Source organism: Mycolicibacter nonchromogenicus (assembly GCF_002101775.1).
GTDB classification, from domain to species: domain Bacteria; phylum Actinomycetota; class Actinomycetes; order Mycobacteriales; family Mycobacteriaceae; genus Mycobacterium; species Mycobacterium nonchromogenicum.
The window spans coordinates 116,761-134,180 of record NZ_LQPI01000072.1; the positions used below are offsets into that span (position 1 = coordinate 116,761).

Here is a 17,420-nt window from a genome sequence, read left to right on the forward strand (position 1 = left end):
TGGGACAGGTGAGTGTCGACTTCGGATGGGAACCGGCGTGGGATCCACCGCCGGCCGCCGACCCGCCGTCGCGTACGAGCGGCCGGGCTCAGCTGCGCCGCTGGCTGGCCGTGGCGACATTGGCGGCCACCGTCGGGTGCGGCGGATGGCTGGCCGTCCAGCATTACCAAACTCACCTCGCCGGTGAACAGGCATTGGCGGCAGCCGAAGCATATGTGTTGCGGCTCAGCAGTTTCGACGCCGACAACATCGATCGCAACTTCGCCGACATCACCGATGGCTCGACCGGTCAGTTCCAGACCATGCACACCCGCTCCAGCGTGCGGTTGCGCCAGCAACTGATCGACAATCAGGCGACGGCGCGCGGCCACGTCGCCGAGGCAGTGCTGAAGTCCGCCGACCGCACCCACGCCGTCGTGGTGTTGTTGGTCGACCAGGCCGTGCGCAACGCCGACAACCCCGAACCCGTGCTCGACCACACCCGGATCCGGATGACCCTGGACAAGGTCGACGGTCGCTGGCTGGCCAGCAGGGTGGAGTTGGTATGAGGAAGTTCACAGCGCTTGCGGCCGGTGTGCTGGTGGCAGGCGCGGCCGAATTGTCCGGTGCGGCCAGCGCCGACCCCATTGACTGGGAGGCCATCGCGCTGTGCGAGTCCGGCGGGAACTGGTCGGCCGCCACCGGCGCCGGTTACGGCGGGCTGCAGATCAGTGCGGCGGATTGGGACGCCAACGGTGTGGGACTGCCCTCGCAGGCCACCCGGCAACAGCAGATCGTCGTCGCCAAGCGCATCATGGCCGCCCGGGGTCCCGGGGCATGGGCGGGATGTGTGTCGCGCGGAAGTACTGCGGCGGGCGCGCCGGTCGGCTCGCTGACCCACTATGTGACGACGCTCTACGCAGACACCCCTGGGACCGGCGCGCCGACCGACTGACTGACGGCACCGTCCCGCACTCCATGGGATGATCGGGCCCCATGACACCGACCCCGACTGCCGTAGAGCTGCCCGAGGTGGCGACGGCCCGACGCGGCGACGATGGCCCGTTCGGGGTGTATGTGCACGTGCCGTTCTGTTTCTCGCGGTGCGGCTACTGCGACTTCAACACCTACACCCCGGCGGAGCTCGGCGGCGCGAACCCGGATGCCTGGGTGACGGCGTTGGACAAGGAGCTGGAACTGGCCGCTGCCCGGCTGGGCACGCCGGCTGTCGACACGGTGTTCGTCGGAGGCGGAACGCCGTCGCTGCTGGGCGGGGTCCGGTTGGCGCGCGTGCTCGATCGCGTCCGCGCACACTTCAGGCTGGCCGACGGCGCCGAGGTCACCACCGAGGCGAATCCGGAGTCGACGTCGCCGGAGTTCTTCGAGACGATTCTGGCCGCCGGCTACACCCGGGTGTCGTTGGGCATGCAATCGGTGTCGCCGTTTGTGTTGGCCACCCTGGACCGTATTCATTCGCCGGGTCGGCCGGTGGCGGCCGCACGGGAGGCCCGCGCCGCGGGGTTCGAGCACCTCAACATGGACCTGATCTACGGCACCCCCGGCGAGACCGATGACGACCTGCTGCGTTCGGTGGACGCCGCGCTCGAGGCCGGCGTTGATCACGTGTCGGCCTACAGCCTGATTGTGGAAGACGGCACCGCGCTGGCACGTCGGGTGCGAAGTGGAGAGCTGCCCGCCCCCGAGGGCGACGTGGCGGCGCACCGCTACGAGCTGGTCGACCGGCAGCTGCGGGCGGCCGGCATGGACTGGTACGAGGTGTCCAACTGGAGCCGGCCCGGCGCGGCCTGCCGGCACAACCTGGGTTACTGGAACGGCGGCCGATGGTGGGGCGCGGGCCCGGGCGCGCACAGTTACGACGGCGCGCTGCGCTGGTGGAACGTCAAACACCCCAACACCTACGCGCAACTGCTGGAGCGCAACACGCTGCCGGTGGCCGGCTTCGAGGAGCTCTCCGACACCGACCGGCACACCGAGGATGTGATGCTGCGACTGCGGATGCGTGAGGGGCTGGCGCTGGCGGTTCTGGATGAGAGCGAGCGCGAGCGCGCCGCAACCGCGGTCCGCGACGGACTGCTGAACGACGACGGTCAGCGGCTGGTGCTGACCGACCGCGGTCGGCTCCTGGCCGATGCGGTGGTGCGTTCCCTGCTGGGCTAGCGGGGGCCTCGACCAGCGGCGAAAGCCCTGCTCACCGACGGATCGGTGGGGTGGGGTGCGCATCTCGTGGTAGGTAAGGCTACATTTACTAACGTGTCCGAGGTCGGTGTCGAAACAGTCGTCAAAGCTGCGTCGTCGGTGCCGTTGCCGCCGGGCATCGAGCCGGCCGAGCTGGCGGCCGCGCTGGCCGCGGAACTGCCGGAACGCGACGGTCAGGACTACCTGCTCTATGAGCGGGCCGGAAGCTGGACCCTGGCCGCCGGGGTGCGTGCGGCCGTCGAACTGGACAGCGACGAGCTGCGCACGGTGCGCGACGGGGTGGTACGTCGCGAACACTGGCGGGGTCGGCCCGCCGCGGTTCTCGGCGAGGCAGTGGACCGGTTGCTGCTCGAGGCGGCTGAGGTATTCGGCTGGGTGGCTTTCGAATTCGGCACCTACCGCTTCGGGCTGCAGGATCGGCTGGCGCCGGGGACCGCGCTGGCGCGAGTGTTCTGGCCGCAGACCCGCATCGTGATCACCGCTGAGCAGGTCGAGATGTTCGGCCCCACCGACCACGCGGTCGAGGTGGTGGAGCGGCTGTTGGCCGACGGGATTCCCGCGCTGGCCGAGCCGTCACCGATAGTGGTCGACGCCGACGGTGCCGACTACCGCGGCCGGGTGGCGAACGCGGTCGAGGAGATTCGCGCCGGCGGCTACCGCAAGGTGATCCTGTCCCGCTGCGTCGACGTGCCGTTCGCACTCGACTTCCCCTCGACCTACCGATTGGGCCGGCGGCACAACACTCCGGCGCGCTCATTCTTGTTGCGGCTGGGCGGGATCCGGGCGCTCGGGTACAGCCCGGAGCTGGTGGCTCAGGTGCGCGGCGATGGTGTGGTGGTCACCGAGCCCCTGGCCGGGACACGGGCACGTACCGGGAATCCCGCGATCGACGCAGCGGTGCGAGCCGAGCTGGAATCCGACGCCAAAGAGATCGTGGAGCACGCGATCTCGGTCCGCACCTCGGTGGACGAGGTCACTGAGATCGCCGAGCCCGCCACAACCGTCGTCGCCGACTTCATGACCGTTCGGGAGCGGGGGAGCGTTCAGCATCTGGGGTCGACGGTGCGGGGTCGCCTGGATCCTGCCCGCGATCGGATGGATGCTCTCGAAGCGCTGTTCCCGGCGGTGACCGCGTCGGGGATTCCCAAATCGGCGGGAATCGACGCCATCCTGCGGCTCGACGAGTGCCCACGCGGTCTGTACTCCGGTGCGGTGGTGACGTTCTCGGCCGACGGCGGCCTCGATGCCGCGCTGACCCTGCGGGCCGCCTACGACGACGGTACGCGCTGCTGGTTGCGGGCCGGAGCGGGTGTCATTGCCGAGTCGCGGCCGGAGCGGGAATTCGAGGAGACCTGCGAGAAGCTGGCCACCCTGGCGCCGTATCTGATCGCCGACCGCTGAGACCGCCGCATCACACGCGGAGTGCTATACCCTAGAGGGTATAGAAGGCGGCTCGGGGAAGGACCTCACGTGCTCGATGACGAAGACAGCGTCAAGTCGGTGTTGAACCGGCTGCGCCGGGCCCACGGCCAGCTCGCCGGAGTGATCGCGATGATCGAAGCCGGCCGCGACTGCAAGGACGTGGTGACCCAGCTTGCCGCGGTCTCGCGGGCGCTGGACCGGGCGGGCTTCAAAATCGTCGCGAGCGGGCTTCGCGAATGCCTGGCCGGTGAATCCGCCAGCGGCAGACCGCCGATCTCCGAAGAGGAGCTCGAGAAGCTGTTCCTCGCCCTGGCCTAGGGCGAGCCGGCGCGCGCCGAGCGGTCAGTGCAGTAGGGAGTCGGCGAGCAGGCCGCTGACCATCGACTCGATGGTCGATTCGATCGATGAGGCCAGGGTGGCGGTGACCGATGCCACGGCCTGGGTGCGCAGCCGCACCAGCATGCCGATCAGCTCAGCGATCTCGGTGTCGGCCGGCAGGGGCGCGCCGGGCTGGATCCGGGTCAGGACATGCTCGGCTCCGGCGCGCACCAGCATCTGGCTGATCGCATCGATGTGCGGCAGGGACTGCTCGTAGAGGTCGATGAGCTTGTCGATGGCGATCCCGTAGCCGCGGACCTCATTGAACGCATCGATGAGTTTGGGCCGGGTGATGGTGGCAACGGAGCCGGCCTCGTTGAGTCGGATCACCCCGAGCGCCACCAGTCGCCGCATCGCCGGCGGGTCGCCGATCCGGCGCTCGGCCTCCGCCCGTGGCATGGTCTCGGGCCGTTCGGTGGTCCAGCTGCCGGCGAGCGCGCTTTCCAATCCCAGGATGTCGCCGAGATCCTTGCCCTGCTCCCAGGCGCCGATCATCTCCTTGACGTGCGCGAGGGTGTAGCCGCGGTCGAGCATCGAGGTGATCAGCCGGAGCCGGGTCAGGTGGGTGTCGTTGTACAACGCGATCCGACCGACCCGCCGCGGCGGCGGCAGCAGATCCCGGTCCCGGTATACCCGCACGTTGCGGGAGGTAGTGCCGCCCAATCGGGCCAGCTCGTCGATCCGGTACTCCCGAGATGCCGTGCTGCCGCCCGGATGACGGACCACGATCTCGAAGAGCTGGGTGACCGCGGCCTCGATCACCTCGCGGGACTCGCGCCGCACCCGGCGGGGAACCCGCCGAAGGTTGGCCAGCACCCCGGCGATGGAGTCCGGCTTGGCGGGGCGATCCGCGGCGGTCATGCCACTGCGTGGTAGTCGGCGAGACGGAAACTACGCATCTGCCGAAGGTACTGGGTCGCGAACCCCGGGTACATAGACGCGTTGAAGCCGTCCTCGGTCAGATACCAGCTGCGACAGCCCGACATCCAGGTTGTCTTGCGCAGTCGCTGTTGGATCTGCTCGTTGTGACGACGCTGCACGTCCGCACGTACGTCGAGGTAGCGCAGACTCCTGGTGCGGATCGCGTTGACGGCACGCACCACGTAGTCGATCTGTCCTTCGACGTACACCAGCAATGAGTTGTGGCCGGGACCGGAGTTGGGGCCGGTCATGAAGAACAGGTTCGGGTAGCCGTGGGTCTGAATGCTCTTGAAGGCCTGGGCGCCACCGCTCCAGTCCGTGGCCAGCGACCGGCCGCCCAGCCCGGTGACCGGGAACGGCGGGCCGGTCAGGTGCACGTCGTAGCCGGTCGCGAACACGATGGCGTCCAGCTGGTGTTCCACGCCGTCGCTGGTGCGGATGCCTGACGGGCTGAGCGTGGCGATCGGCCAGGAGATCAGCTTGCAGTTGTCGCGCTGCAGGGCGGGGTAGTAGTCGCTGGAGACCAGCATGCGCTTGCAGCCGGGGGTGAAGTCCGGGGTGAGCTGACGGCGCAGCCACGGGTCTTTGACCGTTGCCCGCAGGTGCGCCTTGCCCAGCTGGGCCACCAGGCCGCTGAGCGGGGTGTTCCACACCAGCGCGGTGGCGCTGGCCTCATGTCCCCAGAACAGTGCTTGGCGAGCAAGCTGTTGGGCCGCCGGCACTTTGGCGAACAGGCCCTGCACTGCGGCGGGCATCGCCACGTCCAGACGGGGGATCACCCAGCCCGGAGTGCGTTGAAAGACTTTGACGAAACCGGCTCGGTCGACCAGCTCCGGGATGATCTGTACCGCGCTGGCTCCGGTGCCGACGACCGCGACCTTCTTACCGGTGAAGTCGTAGTCGGGGTCCCACCGGGCGCTGTGGATCTTGCGTCCGGTGTAGGAGTCCAGGCCGCGGATTGCAGGAAAGCTGGAGTCCGGCAAAGGGCCCGAGGCGAGCACCACGGTGCGGGCCCGAAATTTCGTGCGCCCGGCGGACACCGTCCACACGCCTTCGTCGTCATCGAACGTCAGCCTGGTGACCTCGGTGCGGAATCGAATGTGGCGGCGCAGGTCGAAGCGATCCACCATTTCCTCGATGTGCGCACAGATCTCGCCGGCCGACGGATAGGCCCGCGACCAGTCCGGGTTGGCGACGAACGAGAACGAATACAGCAGCGACGGAATGTCGCATGTGGCACCCGGATAGCGGGTGTCGCGCCAGGTTCCCCCGACCCGATCGCTGCGCTCCAGGATGATGATCTCGCCCGTGTCTGCCAGGCCGGCCTCCGCCAGTTTGATCGCCGCACCGATCCCGCTGAAGCCGGCGCCCACGATCAGGGTCTGGTAGACGTGTGCGCGTGCCATATCAGGCGGCCGGCTCGTGGGTGAGCTCTTTGAACCAGCTCGGGATCGGTTTGAGCAGCCGTCTGGGGTAGAAGCCGGACAGCCAGACCGCGGGATTGGCCACGAGGTGATATGGGCTGTTCGGGTTGGCCATCCAGCCGGAGTAGCGCTTGACCACCTGGTAGGCCGGCACCCGCCGGGTATGTTCGCCGCGCTCACCGAACTGCGTAAAGCGAGACAGGGCGGCGTAGAGGCGCTGGGGATCCAAGCCCATGCCGATCACCTCGTTGCGGATCCGATTGAGCAACGGGATCGAGATCAGCGCACCGACGATCAGCGACGGGGAGGCGACGGTGCCGACGAACTCGATGGCCAGCCTGCGGGCGTCGGCGTGGCCGATCATCTCCAGGACCTCGAAATCAACGGCGATGTGCCGAGATTCGTCGTTGTTGATCTTCTCGAACACCTGGTGGCAGACCGGGTCGTCGACCTCGTCGAGCAGGAACTTCAGCAGCGCCCCGTCGAGGGCGACTTCCAGCATCGGGATCACGGTGCCCAGTACCGACAGCGGCATGTCGTCGGAGTAGTCGTCGAGCCATTGCATCGCCAGCCGGATATTCACATTGGGTTCGGGCATCTCGCCGTCTTCGAGCATGCCCCAACGCTTCATCAGCGCCAGCTCGGCGTTGGCGTGGCGCTGCTCCTCAGCGTGGAAGTACCGGTAGATCTCGGCCAGCGTCGCGGTTGGGGCCTTGCGTGCCATGGCCGCGAAGCCGCGGGCGCCGATGTTCTCGATCCAGCACAGGTCGGCCATGAACTTCTTGAGCTTGGGCACCATCTCAGGGCGGATCAGCTCGGCTCCCGGTGCGTCCCAGTCGATATCGGCCAGTGCCCACTGCCGGTCCTTGATCTTGGTGAGCATGACGTCCATGTCGAGAGCCATTGTGATCTCCTTCAGTCGGACCGACCTGGCAATGCCGCACTGGCCCGGAATGCCAGCCCGATGGTTCGGGTGAATGTCTCCGGCGCGAAACGCTTGACACTCCAACCGATCTTGGCGTCCAGCTGCGGCATGCAGTACAGACCGCCGCGGTCGTAGGTGTCCAGGCAGTCGCGGGCAACGCGTTCCGCGGAGAAGCCGAAGCGCATCAGCCGGTTGGCGGCCTCGCCGGACTGGGCGGTGACCCGGCCCGATTCGACGATGTTGGTCTTGACGAACGTCGGGCACAGCACGGTGACGCCGATTCCGGTACCGGACAATTCGGCCGCCAGCGTCTCCGACAGCGACAGCACGCCGGCCTTGCTGACGTTATAGGCCGCCATCTCCGGGGCGGCGCCGAACGATGCGGCGGAGGCGACGTTGATGATGCCGCGGGGTCGGTCGGAGCCGGCCTCGCGCAGCAGCGGCGTGAAGACATGGCAGCCGTGGATCGGGCCCCAGAGGTTGATGCCCAGCGTCCAGTTCCAGTCGTCCAGCGCCATCTCGCCGATCGGCAGCCCGCCGGCGCCGACACCGGCGTTGTTGATCACCAGGGTGGGCGAGTGGCCGAACCAGGACTGCGCGGCCTCGGCCAGCGCGGCGACCTCATCGATGGCCGAGACGTCACAGTGCACGGCGGTGGCGCGACCGCCTGCGCCGGCGATGGCCTCGACGGTGCGTGCAGCGGCCTCGTCGTCGATGTCGCTGCAGACCACGGCGCTGCCGCGGCGCGCGAGCTCGACGGCGAAGGCCGCTCCGATACCGCTTCCGGCGCCGGTGACGACGGCGGAGGCCCCATGGCTGCGTTTGGGCGATCGGCCAAGGATCATGTGACCGAGTCAACAATCAATGGTGCCATTAGTCAATGGCAGGTTTTTCTGCGCGGGGCGTCTCGCGCGGGCTGAAATGACTCCAGCCCGCGCGAGACGGGCGATCCGCTAGGCGAACAGGTCGGTGAGCCAGCTGAAGTCGAGCAGGCTGGCGGCCGACACTGCGTCACCGAGGTCCACGTCGACGTCAGCCACCGGGATGGTGGAGGTCAACGCGTTGCCGATCAGTTCGGGCAGCTTGTCGAACAGGAAGGCGAAGGTGCCGTTCTCGGTGAGCAGGCCGGTCCACGGCGCCCGGGGAACGCCGCCGTCCTCGTCCCACACGATGTAGCCGTTGAGCAAGGCGTCGATCGGGTTCTGGGCTTCATGGTCGGAGTTGAAGGTGAAGTTCTCCGCCAACGCGAACTGGAAGCCAAGGAACGGCTCCCAGATGGACTTTGCGGCACCCTTCCAGAAGTCGAAGTCGTCGAAGATGTCCATGACGTTGGTCCAGACCTGGCTCAGGTCGGTGCCGATGCCCAAGATGCCGGTGACCTCTTCGCCGGCGACCACGTGGTTGAACAGCGGCTGGAAGATGTACTGCGCGCCGAACACCATGTCCCAGTTGATCAGGTTCCAGGCGTGGGTGACGTCACCTTCTTTGAGGAAGTCGATGATCTCCGGCAGGGTGTTCTCCAGGCCACGGATCGGGCCGATGCCCGACCACATGCCCTCGATACCGTCCCACGACCCCTGCAGGCTGTTGCTGGCGACCTGCCCGTAGTAGCCGGACAGCTCACCGATGGCCGAGAAGATCGGGCTCGGGCCGGAGAGCAGGTCCGCGAGGTAGTCGAGGTTCTCCGCGGTGGTTGCGGTGAGCTCGATCGCGGGCTGGTGGTGGTCGAGCGACACCAGCGGCGCGACCGGGTTGACGGCAATCACGCCGGCGCCGGCCAGGGCGATCCCGGCGGCCAGCAGGCCGGTGGCCCGGGTGGTGGATACGGTGCCGGGATCGGTTGATCCTCCGGCCAGGGCGAGCTGCATCGCGTCTCCTTAATGATGAATCTCATCGTTTATGAGGTTCCTGTTAGGTGGAACGCGGCTTGACGTTAGCCAGACGGCAATGCATAGGCAAGCCTAGCCTAAATATGTGGCCAGGCTCACAGGTAGGGCAAGCCTAACCTTACTTAACGGTTTGGTGTAGCGTCCCTCACCATGAGCGCCTCATCTCCCGATGCCATCAACGCTGCGCTGCGTGAGATCTTGCGAGACGACCTGCAGGTCGACCTCACCCGCGTGACGCCGGAATCGCGGCTGGTGGACGACGTCGGACTCGACTCGGTGGCCTTCGCCATCGGCATGGTCGCCATTGAGGATCGGCTGGGTGTCGCGCTGTCTGAGGAGGACCTGTTGACCTGCGACACGGTCGGGGACCTGGAGGCCGCCATCCGGGCGAAAGCCCCCGCCGACGCGTGAGCGTGCTGGCCAACGCCCTGACCCGCGCGATGACCGGGTCCGAACACGACCTGGTGGTCTTCGACCCCGACGCGGGCGAATGGAGCCGGCATCCGTGGCAGCAGGTGCACGCCCGGGCCGAAAGCGTGGCCGCCCGAATCCTGGACGGCGATGACGCTGGGGCGGTCGGGCTGGTCGGAGAGCCGGACGCAGATCTGGTCGCCGCGATCCAGGGGACGTGGTTGGCCGGCCGCAGCCTGTCGATCCTGCCCGGACCGGTGCGCGGCGCCGACCCCCGGCAATGGGCGCAGGCAACGCTGGATCGCTTCCAGGGCATCGGGGTCGGCACCGTGTTGAGCCACGGACCCGTGTTGGACCTGCTACGTGCCGAGGAGAGCGGTCGCGGCCTGGCGGTGGATGACGTCGCCGCAGCTGCCGGCACCGGTCGCTCGGTCGATCCGGTCACCGGCAACACCGAGGTGCCCGCGGTATTGCAGGGCACGGCCGGGTCCACCGGCACCCCGCGCACCGCCCAGCTGTCACCGGCCGCGGTACTGGCCAACGTCTCCGGCTTGAGCACGCACGTCGGCGTCGACCCCGCCGACGATGTCGGTTGCAGTTGGCTGCCGCTCTACCACGACATGGGGCTGACTTTCCTGCTCAGCGCGGCGCTGACCGGCTCGGAACAGTGGTTGGCCCCCACTGCGGCATTCGCCGCCTCGCCGTTTCGATGGCTGAGCTGGCTGCACGACAGCCGCGCCACCATGACGGCCGCACCCAACTTCGCCTACGCCGTGATCGGCAAATACGCCCGGCGCGTCCCCGACGTGGACCTGGGCCGGCTGCGGGTCGCCATCAACGGCGGCGAACCCGTCGACTGCGCGGGGCTGGAGCGATTCGTCACCGAGCTCGCCAAATTCGGTCTGGACCCCGGTGCCCTGATGCCGTCCTACGGCCTGGCCGAAGCCACCTGCGCGGTGACCGCGCCGCGGCCTGGCGTCGGTCTTCAGTTTGACGAAATCGCCGGCGCGCCAAGCGATGACACCGCCGTCGTGCGCAGGCACGCGGTACTCGGTCAACCGATCCCCGGGATGCAGGTCCGGATCCGGCCGGTGACCGACGACCACGAGGAACTGGCCGGGCGCGAGGTCGGCGAGATCGAAATCCGCGGCACCTCGATGATGTCGGGATACCTCGGCCAGCCGGCGCTGGACCCGGATGCCTGGTTTGCCACCGGCGACCTCGGCTACTTCACCGACACCGGGCTGGTGGTCTGTGGCCGGGCCAAAGAGATCATCTCGATCGCCGGACGCAATGTGTTTCCCACCGAGATCGAACGCGTCGCCGCCGAGGTGCGTGGGGTTCGCGAGGGTGCAGTGGTGGCAGTCGGCACGGACGGCCTCCGCCCGGGACTGGTGATCGCCGCGGAGTTCCGCGGCCGCGACGAGGCCGGCGCACGCGCCGACCTGATCTCCCGGGTGGCGTCACAGTGCGGCGTGGTGCCCGCAGATGTGGTGTTCCTGGCGCCCGGATCGCTGCCCCGGACGTCGTCGGGGAAGCTGCGGCGGCTGGACGTCAAACGCAACCTGGAGGGCCTGAAGTGACCGAGGAGACCGCCGGGTCCGATATCGCCGGCTACCGCGCATTGCTGGATCAGGTCTTCGACCAGCAGGTAGTGGACTGGACCGCGGAAGCCGAAGCCACCGAGCGTTTTCCGCGCGCGCTGATAGAGCGCCTGGGAAGCAGCGGGGTGTTCGCGGAAAAGTGGAGCAACGGCCCGCATCCCGACGTTGCCAAGCTGGTGGCCCTGGCATTCAAACTGGGCCGGCTGCGGTCGGCCGGCATCGGTGTCGGTGTGAGTCTGCACGACTCCGCCATCGCGATCTTGCGCCGATTCGGGCGATCGGAACATCTGCAGACAATCTGCGCGCAGGCCATCGCCGGCCAGGCGGTGCTCTGCATCGGCGCCTCGGAAGAGTCCGGCGGTTCGGACCTGCAGATCGTCGAGACCGAAGTTCGTTCTGCGCGAGATGGTTTCGAAGTGCGTGGCCGCAAGAAATTTGTGTCGCTGTCGCCGATCGCTGACCACATCATCGTGGTGGCGCGCGGGGTGGACCACGACGAGAACAGCCGGCACGGCAACGTCCTGGTGATCGCGGTCCCGATGTCCCAAGTGCACGTCAACGAGCCCTATCGCAAGGTGGGGGCCGGACCTCTGGACACCGCTGCGGTCGATATCGACACCTGGGTGCCCGCAGATGCGCTGATCGCTCGCCCGGGCACCGGTCTGGCCGCCATCTCCTGGGGGCTGGCGCACGAGCGCATGTCGATAGCCGGGCAGGTCGCGGCATCTTGCCAGCTCGTGCTGGGGCTCACCCATGCCCGGATGATGCGCCGCCGGCAATTCGGTGCCACCCTGTTCGAACATCAGGCACTGCGGATGCGCATGGCCGACCTGCAGGCCCGAGTCGACATGCTTCGCCATGCTCTCAACGGCATTGCCGCCGACGGACGACTCGACCTGCGAACGGCCGCGGCCATGAAGGTCACCGCGGCCCGGCTCGGCGAAGAGGTGTTCTCCGAGTGCATGCACATCTTCGGCGGCTCCGGCTACCTGGTCGATGAGACACCGATCGGGCGCTGGTGGCGGGACATGAAGCTGGCTCGTATCGGTGGCGGCACCGATGAAGTGCTGTGGGAGTTGGTCGCGGCAGGGATGCGACCGGACTATGACGGCTATGCCGAGTTGTTCGAGAGCGGGTCGTCCTCGGGATAGCGCAGGACGCCGTAGAGCGCCATGCGGCGATAACCCATGTCGTGTTCCCCGAGAAAGGTGCCGCCCACATACTCGGCCAGCCTGCGCATAGCCGTGTTGCGGTACTCCGGCTCGAACATCATTCGCCGGCACTGGGGTTCGAGTTCGAAGACGCTTCTCATGACGCGGGGGAGCAGGATCGCCGCGAACCCCCGATTGACCGCCGCAACATCAGCGACCGCCCCGTGCATACCCAGATCGTAGGGGTGGGCGGCGTAGTACTTGGCGATGGAATCCTTTGACGCTCGGTACAATTCGATGTAACCGGCGTCCTGCTCGTTCCGGCTGACGATCAAGGGGCGGGTGAAGGTGCCGGCGACCAAGGCGCTCAGGTAGGCGTGCCAGCGCTCAGGCGGCCAGGCGGACTCCCAGGTGGCGGCCAGATGTGGCCGGTTCATCCACTCAGAGATCATCTCGGCGTCGGCGTCGGGGTCGGCGACCCGGATCGAGTAGGGATCGGCGAGAACCGGGATGGGCGGTGCGGGAACGCGGCGAACATCGTCGGGTATGTCCGTCAGCTCACGGTGCACAATGTTGGCGGCGTCAGTCATAACGAACGGTCAGCCTACCGCGAGCCCGGCTCCCAGTAAGTGAGGGTAGGGTAACCTAGGTTCGGCTCGGGGGCGGGACGTCGAGCCCGACTCCGCGGGGTGGGCCACCGTTGGCGAAAGGACCGGGATGGCGCGCGGCTTGCAGGGTGCGATTCTGCGGGGGTTCGGCGCTCGCGACCACATCGTCACGGTGCTCGAGACCAGCTGGATCGCTCCACACTGCATCCGGGTCTGGATGCATTCACCCACCCTGTTCACCGACGCGGCCGTCGAACCCAGTGCCTGGCTGCGATTCTGGTTCCCGGACCCGGACGGATCGGACACCGAATTCCAGCGTGCCTACACCATCGCCGAGGGCGACGCCGAGAGCGGGCGCTTCGCGGTCGACATGATGCTGCACGAACCCGCCGGGCCGGCCACCCGCTGGGCCCGCACCGTCGAACCCGGAGCCACTATCGCGGCGGTGTCGCTGATGGGCTCGTCGCGCTTCGAGGTGCCCGACGCCGACGCGCAGCCCGCCGGCTACCTACTGATGGGGGACTCGGCATCGATTCCGGGCATCAACGGAATCATCGACACCATCGCGCCCGACGTACCGATCGAGCTCTACCTCGAGCAGCACACCGACGATGATCTGTTGATCCCGCTGCGCGAGCACCCCCGGCTGCGGGTGCACTGGGTACCCCGCCGCGACGCGAATTCGCTGGCCGCGGCGATCGAGGCCCGGGACTGGTCGGACTGGTATGCCTGGGCCACCCCGGAGGCCGCGACGCTCAAGGCGCTGCGGACGCGGCTGCGCGACGAGTTCGGATTCCCCAAATCCGAGATCCACGCGCAGGCCTACTGGACCGCCGGACGCGCCATGGGCACCCAGCGCGGACCCGAGAAAGCCGAGGCCACCCCGCAGACGCCGTTGACTCTGCCGGCACCTGACACACATGCGAGTGAGGCGCCCGGTGAACGCAGAGTCAACGCCAAGGGGGCGTGGCGGGCCCAGGCGGCGGGTCGGCTGCTCGGTCGGCTGCGGGTACCGCTGATCGTCTCCGGTGTCCTGCAGGCCCTGATCACGCTGCTGCAGTTGGCGCCGTTTGTGCTGCTGGTTGAGCTGGCCCGGCTACTGGTCGCCGGCGCCGACGAGTCACGGCTGTGGACGGTCGGAGTCGCCGCGCTCTCCCTGCTGGGGCTGGGCACCCTGCTGGGCGCCGGGTTGACGTTGTGGCTGCACGTCGTCGACGCCCGCTTCGCCAGCGAGCTGCGGACACGACTGCTGAGCAAGCTCTCGCGGCTGCCGCTGGGCTGGTTCACCGCTCGCGGATCCGGCTCTATCAAGCAACTGGTCGCCGACGACACCTTGTCCCTGCACTATCTGGTCACCCACGCCATCCCCGACGCCGTCGCCGCCGTGGTGGCACCGGTCGCGGTGCTGGTCTACCTGTTCGTGGTGGACTGGCGGGTGGCCCTGGTGCTCTTCCTGCCGGTGCTGGTCTACCTGGTGCTGACGTCGATGATGATGACCCAGTCCGGCCCCAAGATCAGTCAGGCGCAACGCTGGGCCGAGCGGATGAACGGCGAGGCCGGCACCTACCTCGAGGGTCAGCCGGTGATCCGGGTGTTCGGCGGCGCCGCCGCCTCCACCTTCCGCCGCCTCGACGGCTACATCAACTTTCTCGTGGACTGGCAGCGGCCCTTCGTCGGCAAGAAGACCCTGATGGACCTGGTGACCCGCCCGTCGACCTTCCTGTGGCTGATCATGCTGGCCGGCGCCCCGCTGATCATCGCCGGCCGAATGAACCCGGTGAACCTGTTGCCGTTCCTGCTGCTGGGCACCACCTTCGGAGCGCGACTCCTGGGTATCGGCCTGGGCGTCGGCGGCATCCGCGGCGGCATGCTCGCCGCGCGGCGGCTACAGATCGCCCTCGACGAACCCGAACTCGCGGTCGAGCAGCACGCCACTGCGGTGCCGACGGCAGAGGTCGGAACGGTGCGCTTTGAAGCGGTCTCCTTCGGCTATCGCCCCGGCGTCCCGGTGATCCGCGATGTGTCCCTGACGTTGCAGCCGGGCACGGTGACCGCACTGGTCGGCCCCTCCGGCTCGGGAAAGTCGACCCTGGCCGCGCTGCTGGCCCGGTTTCACGACGTCGAGGCCGGCTCGATATCGGTTGATGGACAAGACATCCGGTCGCTGACAGCCGAGGAGCTCTACCAGCGGGTGGGATTCGTCCTGCAGGAAACCCAGCTGGTGCACGGCAGCGTGCGGGACAACATCGCGCTGGCCGTCCCCGACGCCACCGACGAGCAGGTACACGCCGCCGCCCGCGAAGCCCAGATCCACGACCGGATTCTGCGGCTGCCCGACGGCTACGACACCGTGCTCGGCGCCGCGGCGGCGCTTTCCGGTGGGGAGCGTCAGCGGCTCACCATCGCTCGCGCCATCCTCGCCGACACACCCGTGCTCATCCTGGACGAGGCCACCGCGTTCGCCGATCCGGAATCGGAATACCTGGTGCAGCAAGCGCTGAACAGATTGACCCGGGACCGCACCGTGCTCGTGATCGCCCACCGGTTGCACACCATCACCGGAGCCGATCAGATCGTCGTGCTCGACGACGGTCGGATCGTCGAACAGGGCAACCACGACCAGTTGCTGGCAGCAGGCGGTCGCTACCTGCAGTTGTGGCAGACCGGCCGTGCCGCAGCCACCGTCGGCGCGGAGGCAGGCCGATGATTCGCACCCTGATCCAGCTGATCCCGCGCGAGCGCCGCGGCCAGATGTCCCGCTACGTCGCACTGACGTTGGCGTCGGTGGCGGTGCGGGCAGCCGGGACTGTGCTGCTGGTCCCGCTGGTGAGCGCACTCTTCTCCGACACCCCGAGTTCGGCGGTGGTATGGCTGGGGTGGCTGACCGTCGCCACCGCCGCGGGTTGGCTGATCGACTTCGCTTGCGCCCGAATCGGATTCGACCTGGGTTTCGCCGTCCTCGATCGCACTCAACATGACGTGGCCGACCGGCTGCCGGGCGTCCGGCTGGGCTGGTTCACGCCCGCCAACACCGCCGACGCGCGACAGGCGATCGCCGCCACCGGCCCCGAACTGGTCAGCCTGGTGGTCAATCTGCTGACCCCCCTGATCAGTGCCATCCTGCTGCCGCCGGCGATCGCACTGGCCCTGCTCGGGGTGTCCTGGCAGCTCGGTCTGGCGGCGCTGGGCGGTGTCCCGCTGCTGCTGGGGGCGCTGTGGGCGTCCAACCGGCTCAGCGCCCGCGCGGACGCCGCGGCCGGCGAGGCCAACACCGCCCTGACCGAACGGATCATCGAGTTCGCCCGCACCCAGCAGGCGCTGCGCGCGGCACGGCGCGTCGAGCCCGAGCGCAGCACCGTCGGGCAGGCGCTGAGCGCCCAGCACGGCGCGGCGATGCGGCTGCTGCTCATGCAGATTCCCGGGCAACTGCTGTTCAGCCTGGCCAGCCAGGGTGCCCTGATCCTGCTCGCCGGCAGCACCACCGCGTTGACCGTGACCGGCACACTGAGCGTGCCCGAGGCCATCGCCTTGATCGTGGTGGCGGCTCGCTACCTGGAACCGTTCACCGCCATCAGCGAGCTGGCGCCGGCCCTGGAGTCGACACGGGCTTCTCTTGCGCGGATCCGCGCCGTGCTCACCGCACCGGAGGTCACGGTCGGCCCCCGCCGGGCATCGGAGGACAGCGGCGCGGTGCGTATCGAGTTCGACGACGTCACGTTCGGCTACGACCCGGCCGGCCCCCCGGTGCTCGACCGGGTCAGCTTCGCCCTGCAGCCCGGCACCACCACGGCTATCGTCGGGCCGTCCGGCTCGGGCAAGAGCACCATCTTGTCGCTGATCGCCGGACTGCACGAGCCCACCGGCGGCCGGGTGATGCTCGACGGTGGGAACGCGGCCGAGCTGGACGCTCCGTCGCGGCGGGCCGTCACCAGTGTGGTGTTCCAGCATCCCTACCTGCTCGACGGCACGATCCGCGACAACATCCTGGTCGGAGACCCCGACGCCGATCAGGCATCAGTCGAGCGGGCCACCGAACTGGCCCGTGTCGACGAGCTGGTCGCCCGGTTGCCCGACGGCCCTGACACCAGAGTGGGGGAAGCCGGCGCGGCGCTGTCCGGCGGTGAGCGCCAACGGGTCAGCATTGCTCGGGCGCTGCTCAAACCCGCCCCGGTGCTGCTCGTCGATGAGGCGACCAGCGCCCTGGACACCGAGAACGAGGCAGCGATCGTCGCCGCCCTGAGCTCCGAACCGCGACCGCGCACCCGGGTGATCGTTGCGCACCGGTTGGCCAGCATCTCCCAGGCCGACCGCGTGCTGTTCATTGACGACGGTCGGGTCATCGAGGACGGGACCATCGATGAATTGCGCGCGGCCGGTGGACGTTTCGCCGAGTTCTGGCGGCAGCAACACGATGCCGCCGGATGGCAGATCCACGCCGGGTAGCCGAACCCAACCGGACGCAACAGGGCTCGTCGTCGCGTCAGCTGTGCG

At 68.3% G+C, this 17,420-nt stretch carries 15 protein-coding genes and 1 pseudogene; 10 read left to right on the forward strand and 6 right to left on the reverse strand.

Translation table 11 applies throughout. The annotated features are described in order from the left end of the window. Positions 1-8 precede the first annotated feature (8 nt). The 5 genes from AWC18_RS18300 to AWC18_RS18320 all read left to right on the forward strand — a co-directional run bounded on the left by AWC18_RS18300 (position 9) and on the right by AWC18_RS18320 (position 3,936). Positions 9-548, forward strand: coding sequence for an Rv1363c family protein (locus tag AWC18_RS18300; RefSeq protein ID WP_234806581.1), 540 nt, complete (start codon positions 9-11; stop codon positions 546-548). Beyond that, the gene (locus AWC18_RS18305) at positions 545-934 is read left to right on the forward strand and encodes a transglycosylase family protein (RefSeq protein ID WP_085129721.1); all 390 of its coding nucleotides are present in this window, start codon (positions 545-547) and stop codon (positions 932-934) included. Before AWC18_RS18300 ends, AWC18_RS18305 begins: the two co-directional genes overlap by 4 nt. Positions 935-975: 41 nt before the next feature. After that, positions 976-2,157: a radical SAM family heme chaperone HemW gene (gene hemW / locus AWC18_RS18310; protein WP_085139648.1), complete on the forward strand. Its 1,182-nt coding sequence runs from the start codon at positions 976-978 to the stop codon at positions 2,155-2,157. A 93-nt stretch (positions 2,158-2,250) separates the two neighbouring features. Next, a complete protein-coding gene (locus tag AWC18_RS18315; protein ID WP_076050430.1) occupies positions 2,251-3,597 on the forward strand; it encodes a salicylate synthase in 1,347 nt (448 codons plus the stop codon). A gap of 69 nt (positions 3,598-3,666) precedes the next feature. Next, positions 3,667-3,936, forward strand: coding sequence for a metal-sensitive transcriptional regulator (locus tag AWC18_RS18320; RefSeq protein WP_076050431.1), 270 nt, complete (start codon positions 3,667-3,669; stop codon positions 3,934-3,936). 24 nt (positions 3,937-3,960) lie between these two features. On the opposite strand, the gene AWC18_RS18325 is transcribed toward AWC18_RS18320, so the two are convergent. The 5 genes from AWC18_RS18325 to AWC18_RS18345 form a co-directional block, all read right to left on the reverse strand. Further along, the gene (locus AWC18_RS18325; protein ID WP_064998407.1) at positions 3,961-4,857 is read right to left on the reverse strand and encodes a MerR family transcriptional regulator; all 897 of its coding nucleotides are present in this window, start codon (positions 4,855-4,857) and stop codon (positions 3,961-3,963) included. Beyond that, positions 4,854-6,323 (reverse strand): flavin-containing monooxygenase, encoded by a 1,470-nt coding sequence (locus AWC18_RS18330; protein WP_085139649.1) that lies wholly within the window; start codon positions 6,321-6,323, stop codon positions 4,854-4,856. The genes AWC18_RS18325 and AWC18_RS18330 overlap by 4 nt, the downstream gene beginning before the upstream one ends. Position 6,324: 1 nt before the next feature. After that, complete coding sequence (locus tag AWC18_RS18335; protein ID WP_076050433.1) at positions 6,325-7,245, reverse strand: reductase; 921 nt, start codon at positions 7,243-7,245, stop codon at positions 6,325-6,327. Between the two features lie 11 nt (positions 7,246-7,256). Next, on the reverse strand, positions 7,257-8,111 hold the full coding sequence (locus AWC18_RS18340; RefSeq protein WP_076050434.1) for an SDR family NAD(P)-dependent oxidoreductase: 855 nt from the start codon (positions 8,109-8,111) through the stop codon (positions 7,257-7,259). 108 nt (positions 8,112-8,219) lie between these two features. Further along, a complete protein-coding gene (locus tag AWC18_RS18345; RefSeq protein WP_076047482.1) occupies positions 8,220-9,134 on the reverse strand; it encodes a hypothetical protein in 915 nt (304 codons plus the stop codon). A 168-nt stretch (positions 9,135-9,302) separates the two neighbouring features. Between AWC18_RS18345 and AWC18_RS18350 the strand changes: the two are divergent. From AWC18_RS18350 to mbtN, 3 genes and pseudogenes are all read left to right on the forward strand, one after another. Further along, positions 9,303-9,566, forward strand: a pseudogene (locus tag AWC18_RS18350) (acyl carrier protein); the annotation flags it as partial. Continuing rightward, positions 9,563-11,149, forward strand: coding sequence for a long-chain-fatty acid--ACP ligase MbtM (gene mbtM / locus AWC18_RS18355; RefSeq protein ID WP_085139650.1), 1,587 nt, complete (start codon positions 9,563-9,565; stop codon positions 11,147-11,149). The pseudogene AWC18_RS18350 and the gene mbtM, both read left to right, overlap by 4 nt. Further along, entirely contained in the window at positions 11,146-12,321 is a 1,176-nt protein-coding gene (gene mbtN, locus AWC18_RS18360; protein WP_076047485.1) for a mycobactin biosynthesis acyl-ACP dehydrogenase MbtN, read from the forward strand. Before mbtM ends, mbtN begins: the two co-directional genes overlap by 4 nt. Here mbtN and AWC18_RS18365 read toward each other — a convergent pair. Beyond that, positions 12,282-12,911, reverse strand: coding sequence for a GNAT family N-acetyltransferase (locus AWC18_RS18365; protein ID WP_076047486.1), 630 nt, complete (start codon positions 12,909-12,911; stop codon positions 12,282-12,284). The genes mbtN and AWC18_RS18365 overlap by 40 nt on opposite strands. Positions 12,912-13,038: 127 nt before the next feature. On the opposite strand from AWC18_RS18365, the gene AWC18_RS18370 reads away from it, so the two are divergent. Next, positions 13,039-15,636 carry an ABC transporter ATP-binding protein/permease gene (locus AWC18_RS18370; protein WP_085139651.1) on the forward strand — a complete coding sequence of 866 codons (2,598 nt, stop codon included), beginning with the start codon at positions 13,039-13,041 and terminating at the stop codon, positions 15,634-15,636. Continuing rightward, positions 15,633-17,372, forward strand: a complete 1,740-nt coding sequence (locus tag AWC18_RS18375; protein ID WP_085139652.1) for an ABC transporter ATP-binding protein — start codon at positions 15,633-15,635, stop codon at positions 17,370-17,372. The genes AWC18_RS18370 and AWC18_RS18375 overlap by 4 nt, the downstream gene beginning before the upstream one ends. Positions 17,373-17,420 lie beyond the last annotated feature (48 nt).

Excerpts from the sequence above, each read along its gene's own strand:
- AWC18_RS18330 (WP_085139649.1), bottom strand. The coding sequence starts at position 6,323 with ATGGCACGCGCACACGTCTACCAGACCCTGATCGTGGGCGCCGGCTTC.
- AWC18_RS18325 (WP_064998407.1), bottom strand. The coding sequence starts at position 4,857 with ATGACCGCCGCGGATCGCCCCGCCAAGCCGGACTCCATCGCCGGGGTG.
- AWC18_RS18365 (WP_076047486.1), bottom strand. The coding sequence starts at position 12,911 with ATGACTGACGCCGCCAACATTGTGCACCGTGAGCTGACGGACATACCC.
- hemW (WP_085139648.1), top strand. The coding sequence starts at position 976 with ATGACACCGACCCCGACTGCCGTAGAGCTGCCCGAGGTGGCGACGGCC.
- AWC18_RS18305 (WP_085129721.1), top strand. The coding sequence starts at position 545 with ATGAGGAAGTTCACAGCGCTTGCGGCCGGTGTGCTGGTGGCAGGCGCG.
- AWC18_RS18375 (WP_085139652.1), top strand. The coding sequence starts at position 15,633 with ATGATTCGCACCCTGATCCAGCTGATCCCGCGCGAGCGCCGCGGCCAG.
- AWC18_RS18345 (WP_076047482.1), bottom strand. The coding sequence starts at position 9,134 with ATGCAGCTCGCCCTGGCCGGAGGATCAACCGATCCCGGCACCGTATCC.
- AWC18_RS18335 (WP_076050433.1), bottom strand. The coding sequence starts at position 7,245 with ATGGCTCTCGACATGGACGTCATGCTCACCAAGATCAAGGACCGGCAG.
- AWC18_RS18370 (WP_085139651.1), top strand. The coding sequence starts at position 13,039 with ATGGCGCGCGGCTTGCAGGGTGCGATTCTGCGGGGGTTCGGCGCTCGC.
- AWC18_RS18340 (WP_076050434.1), bottom strand. The coding sequence starts at position 8,111 with ATGATCCTTGGCCGATCGCCCAAACGCAGCCATGGGGCCTCCGCCGTC.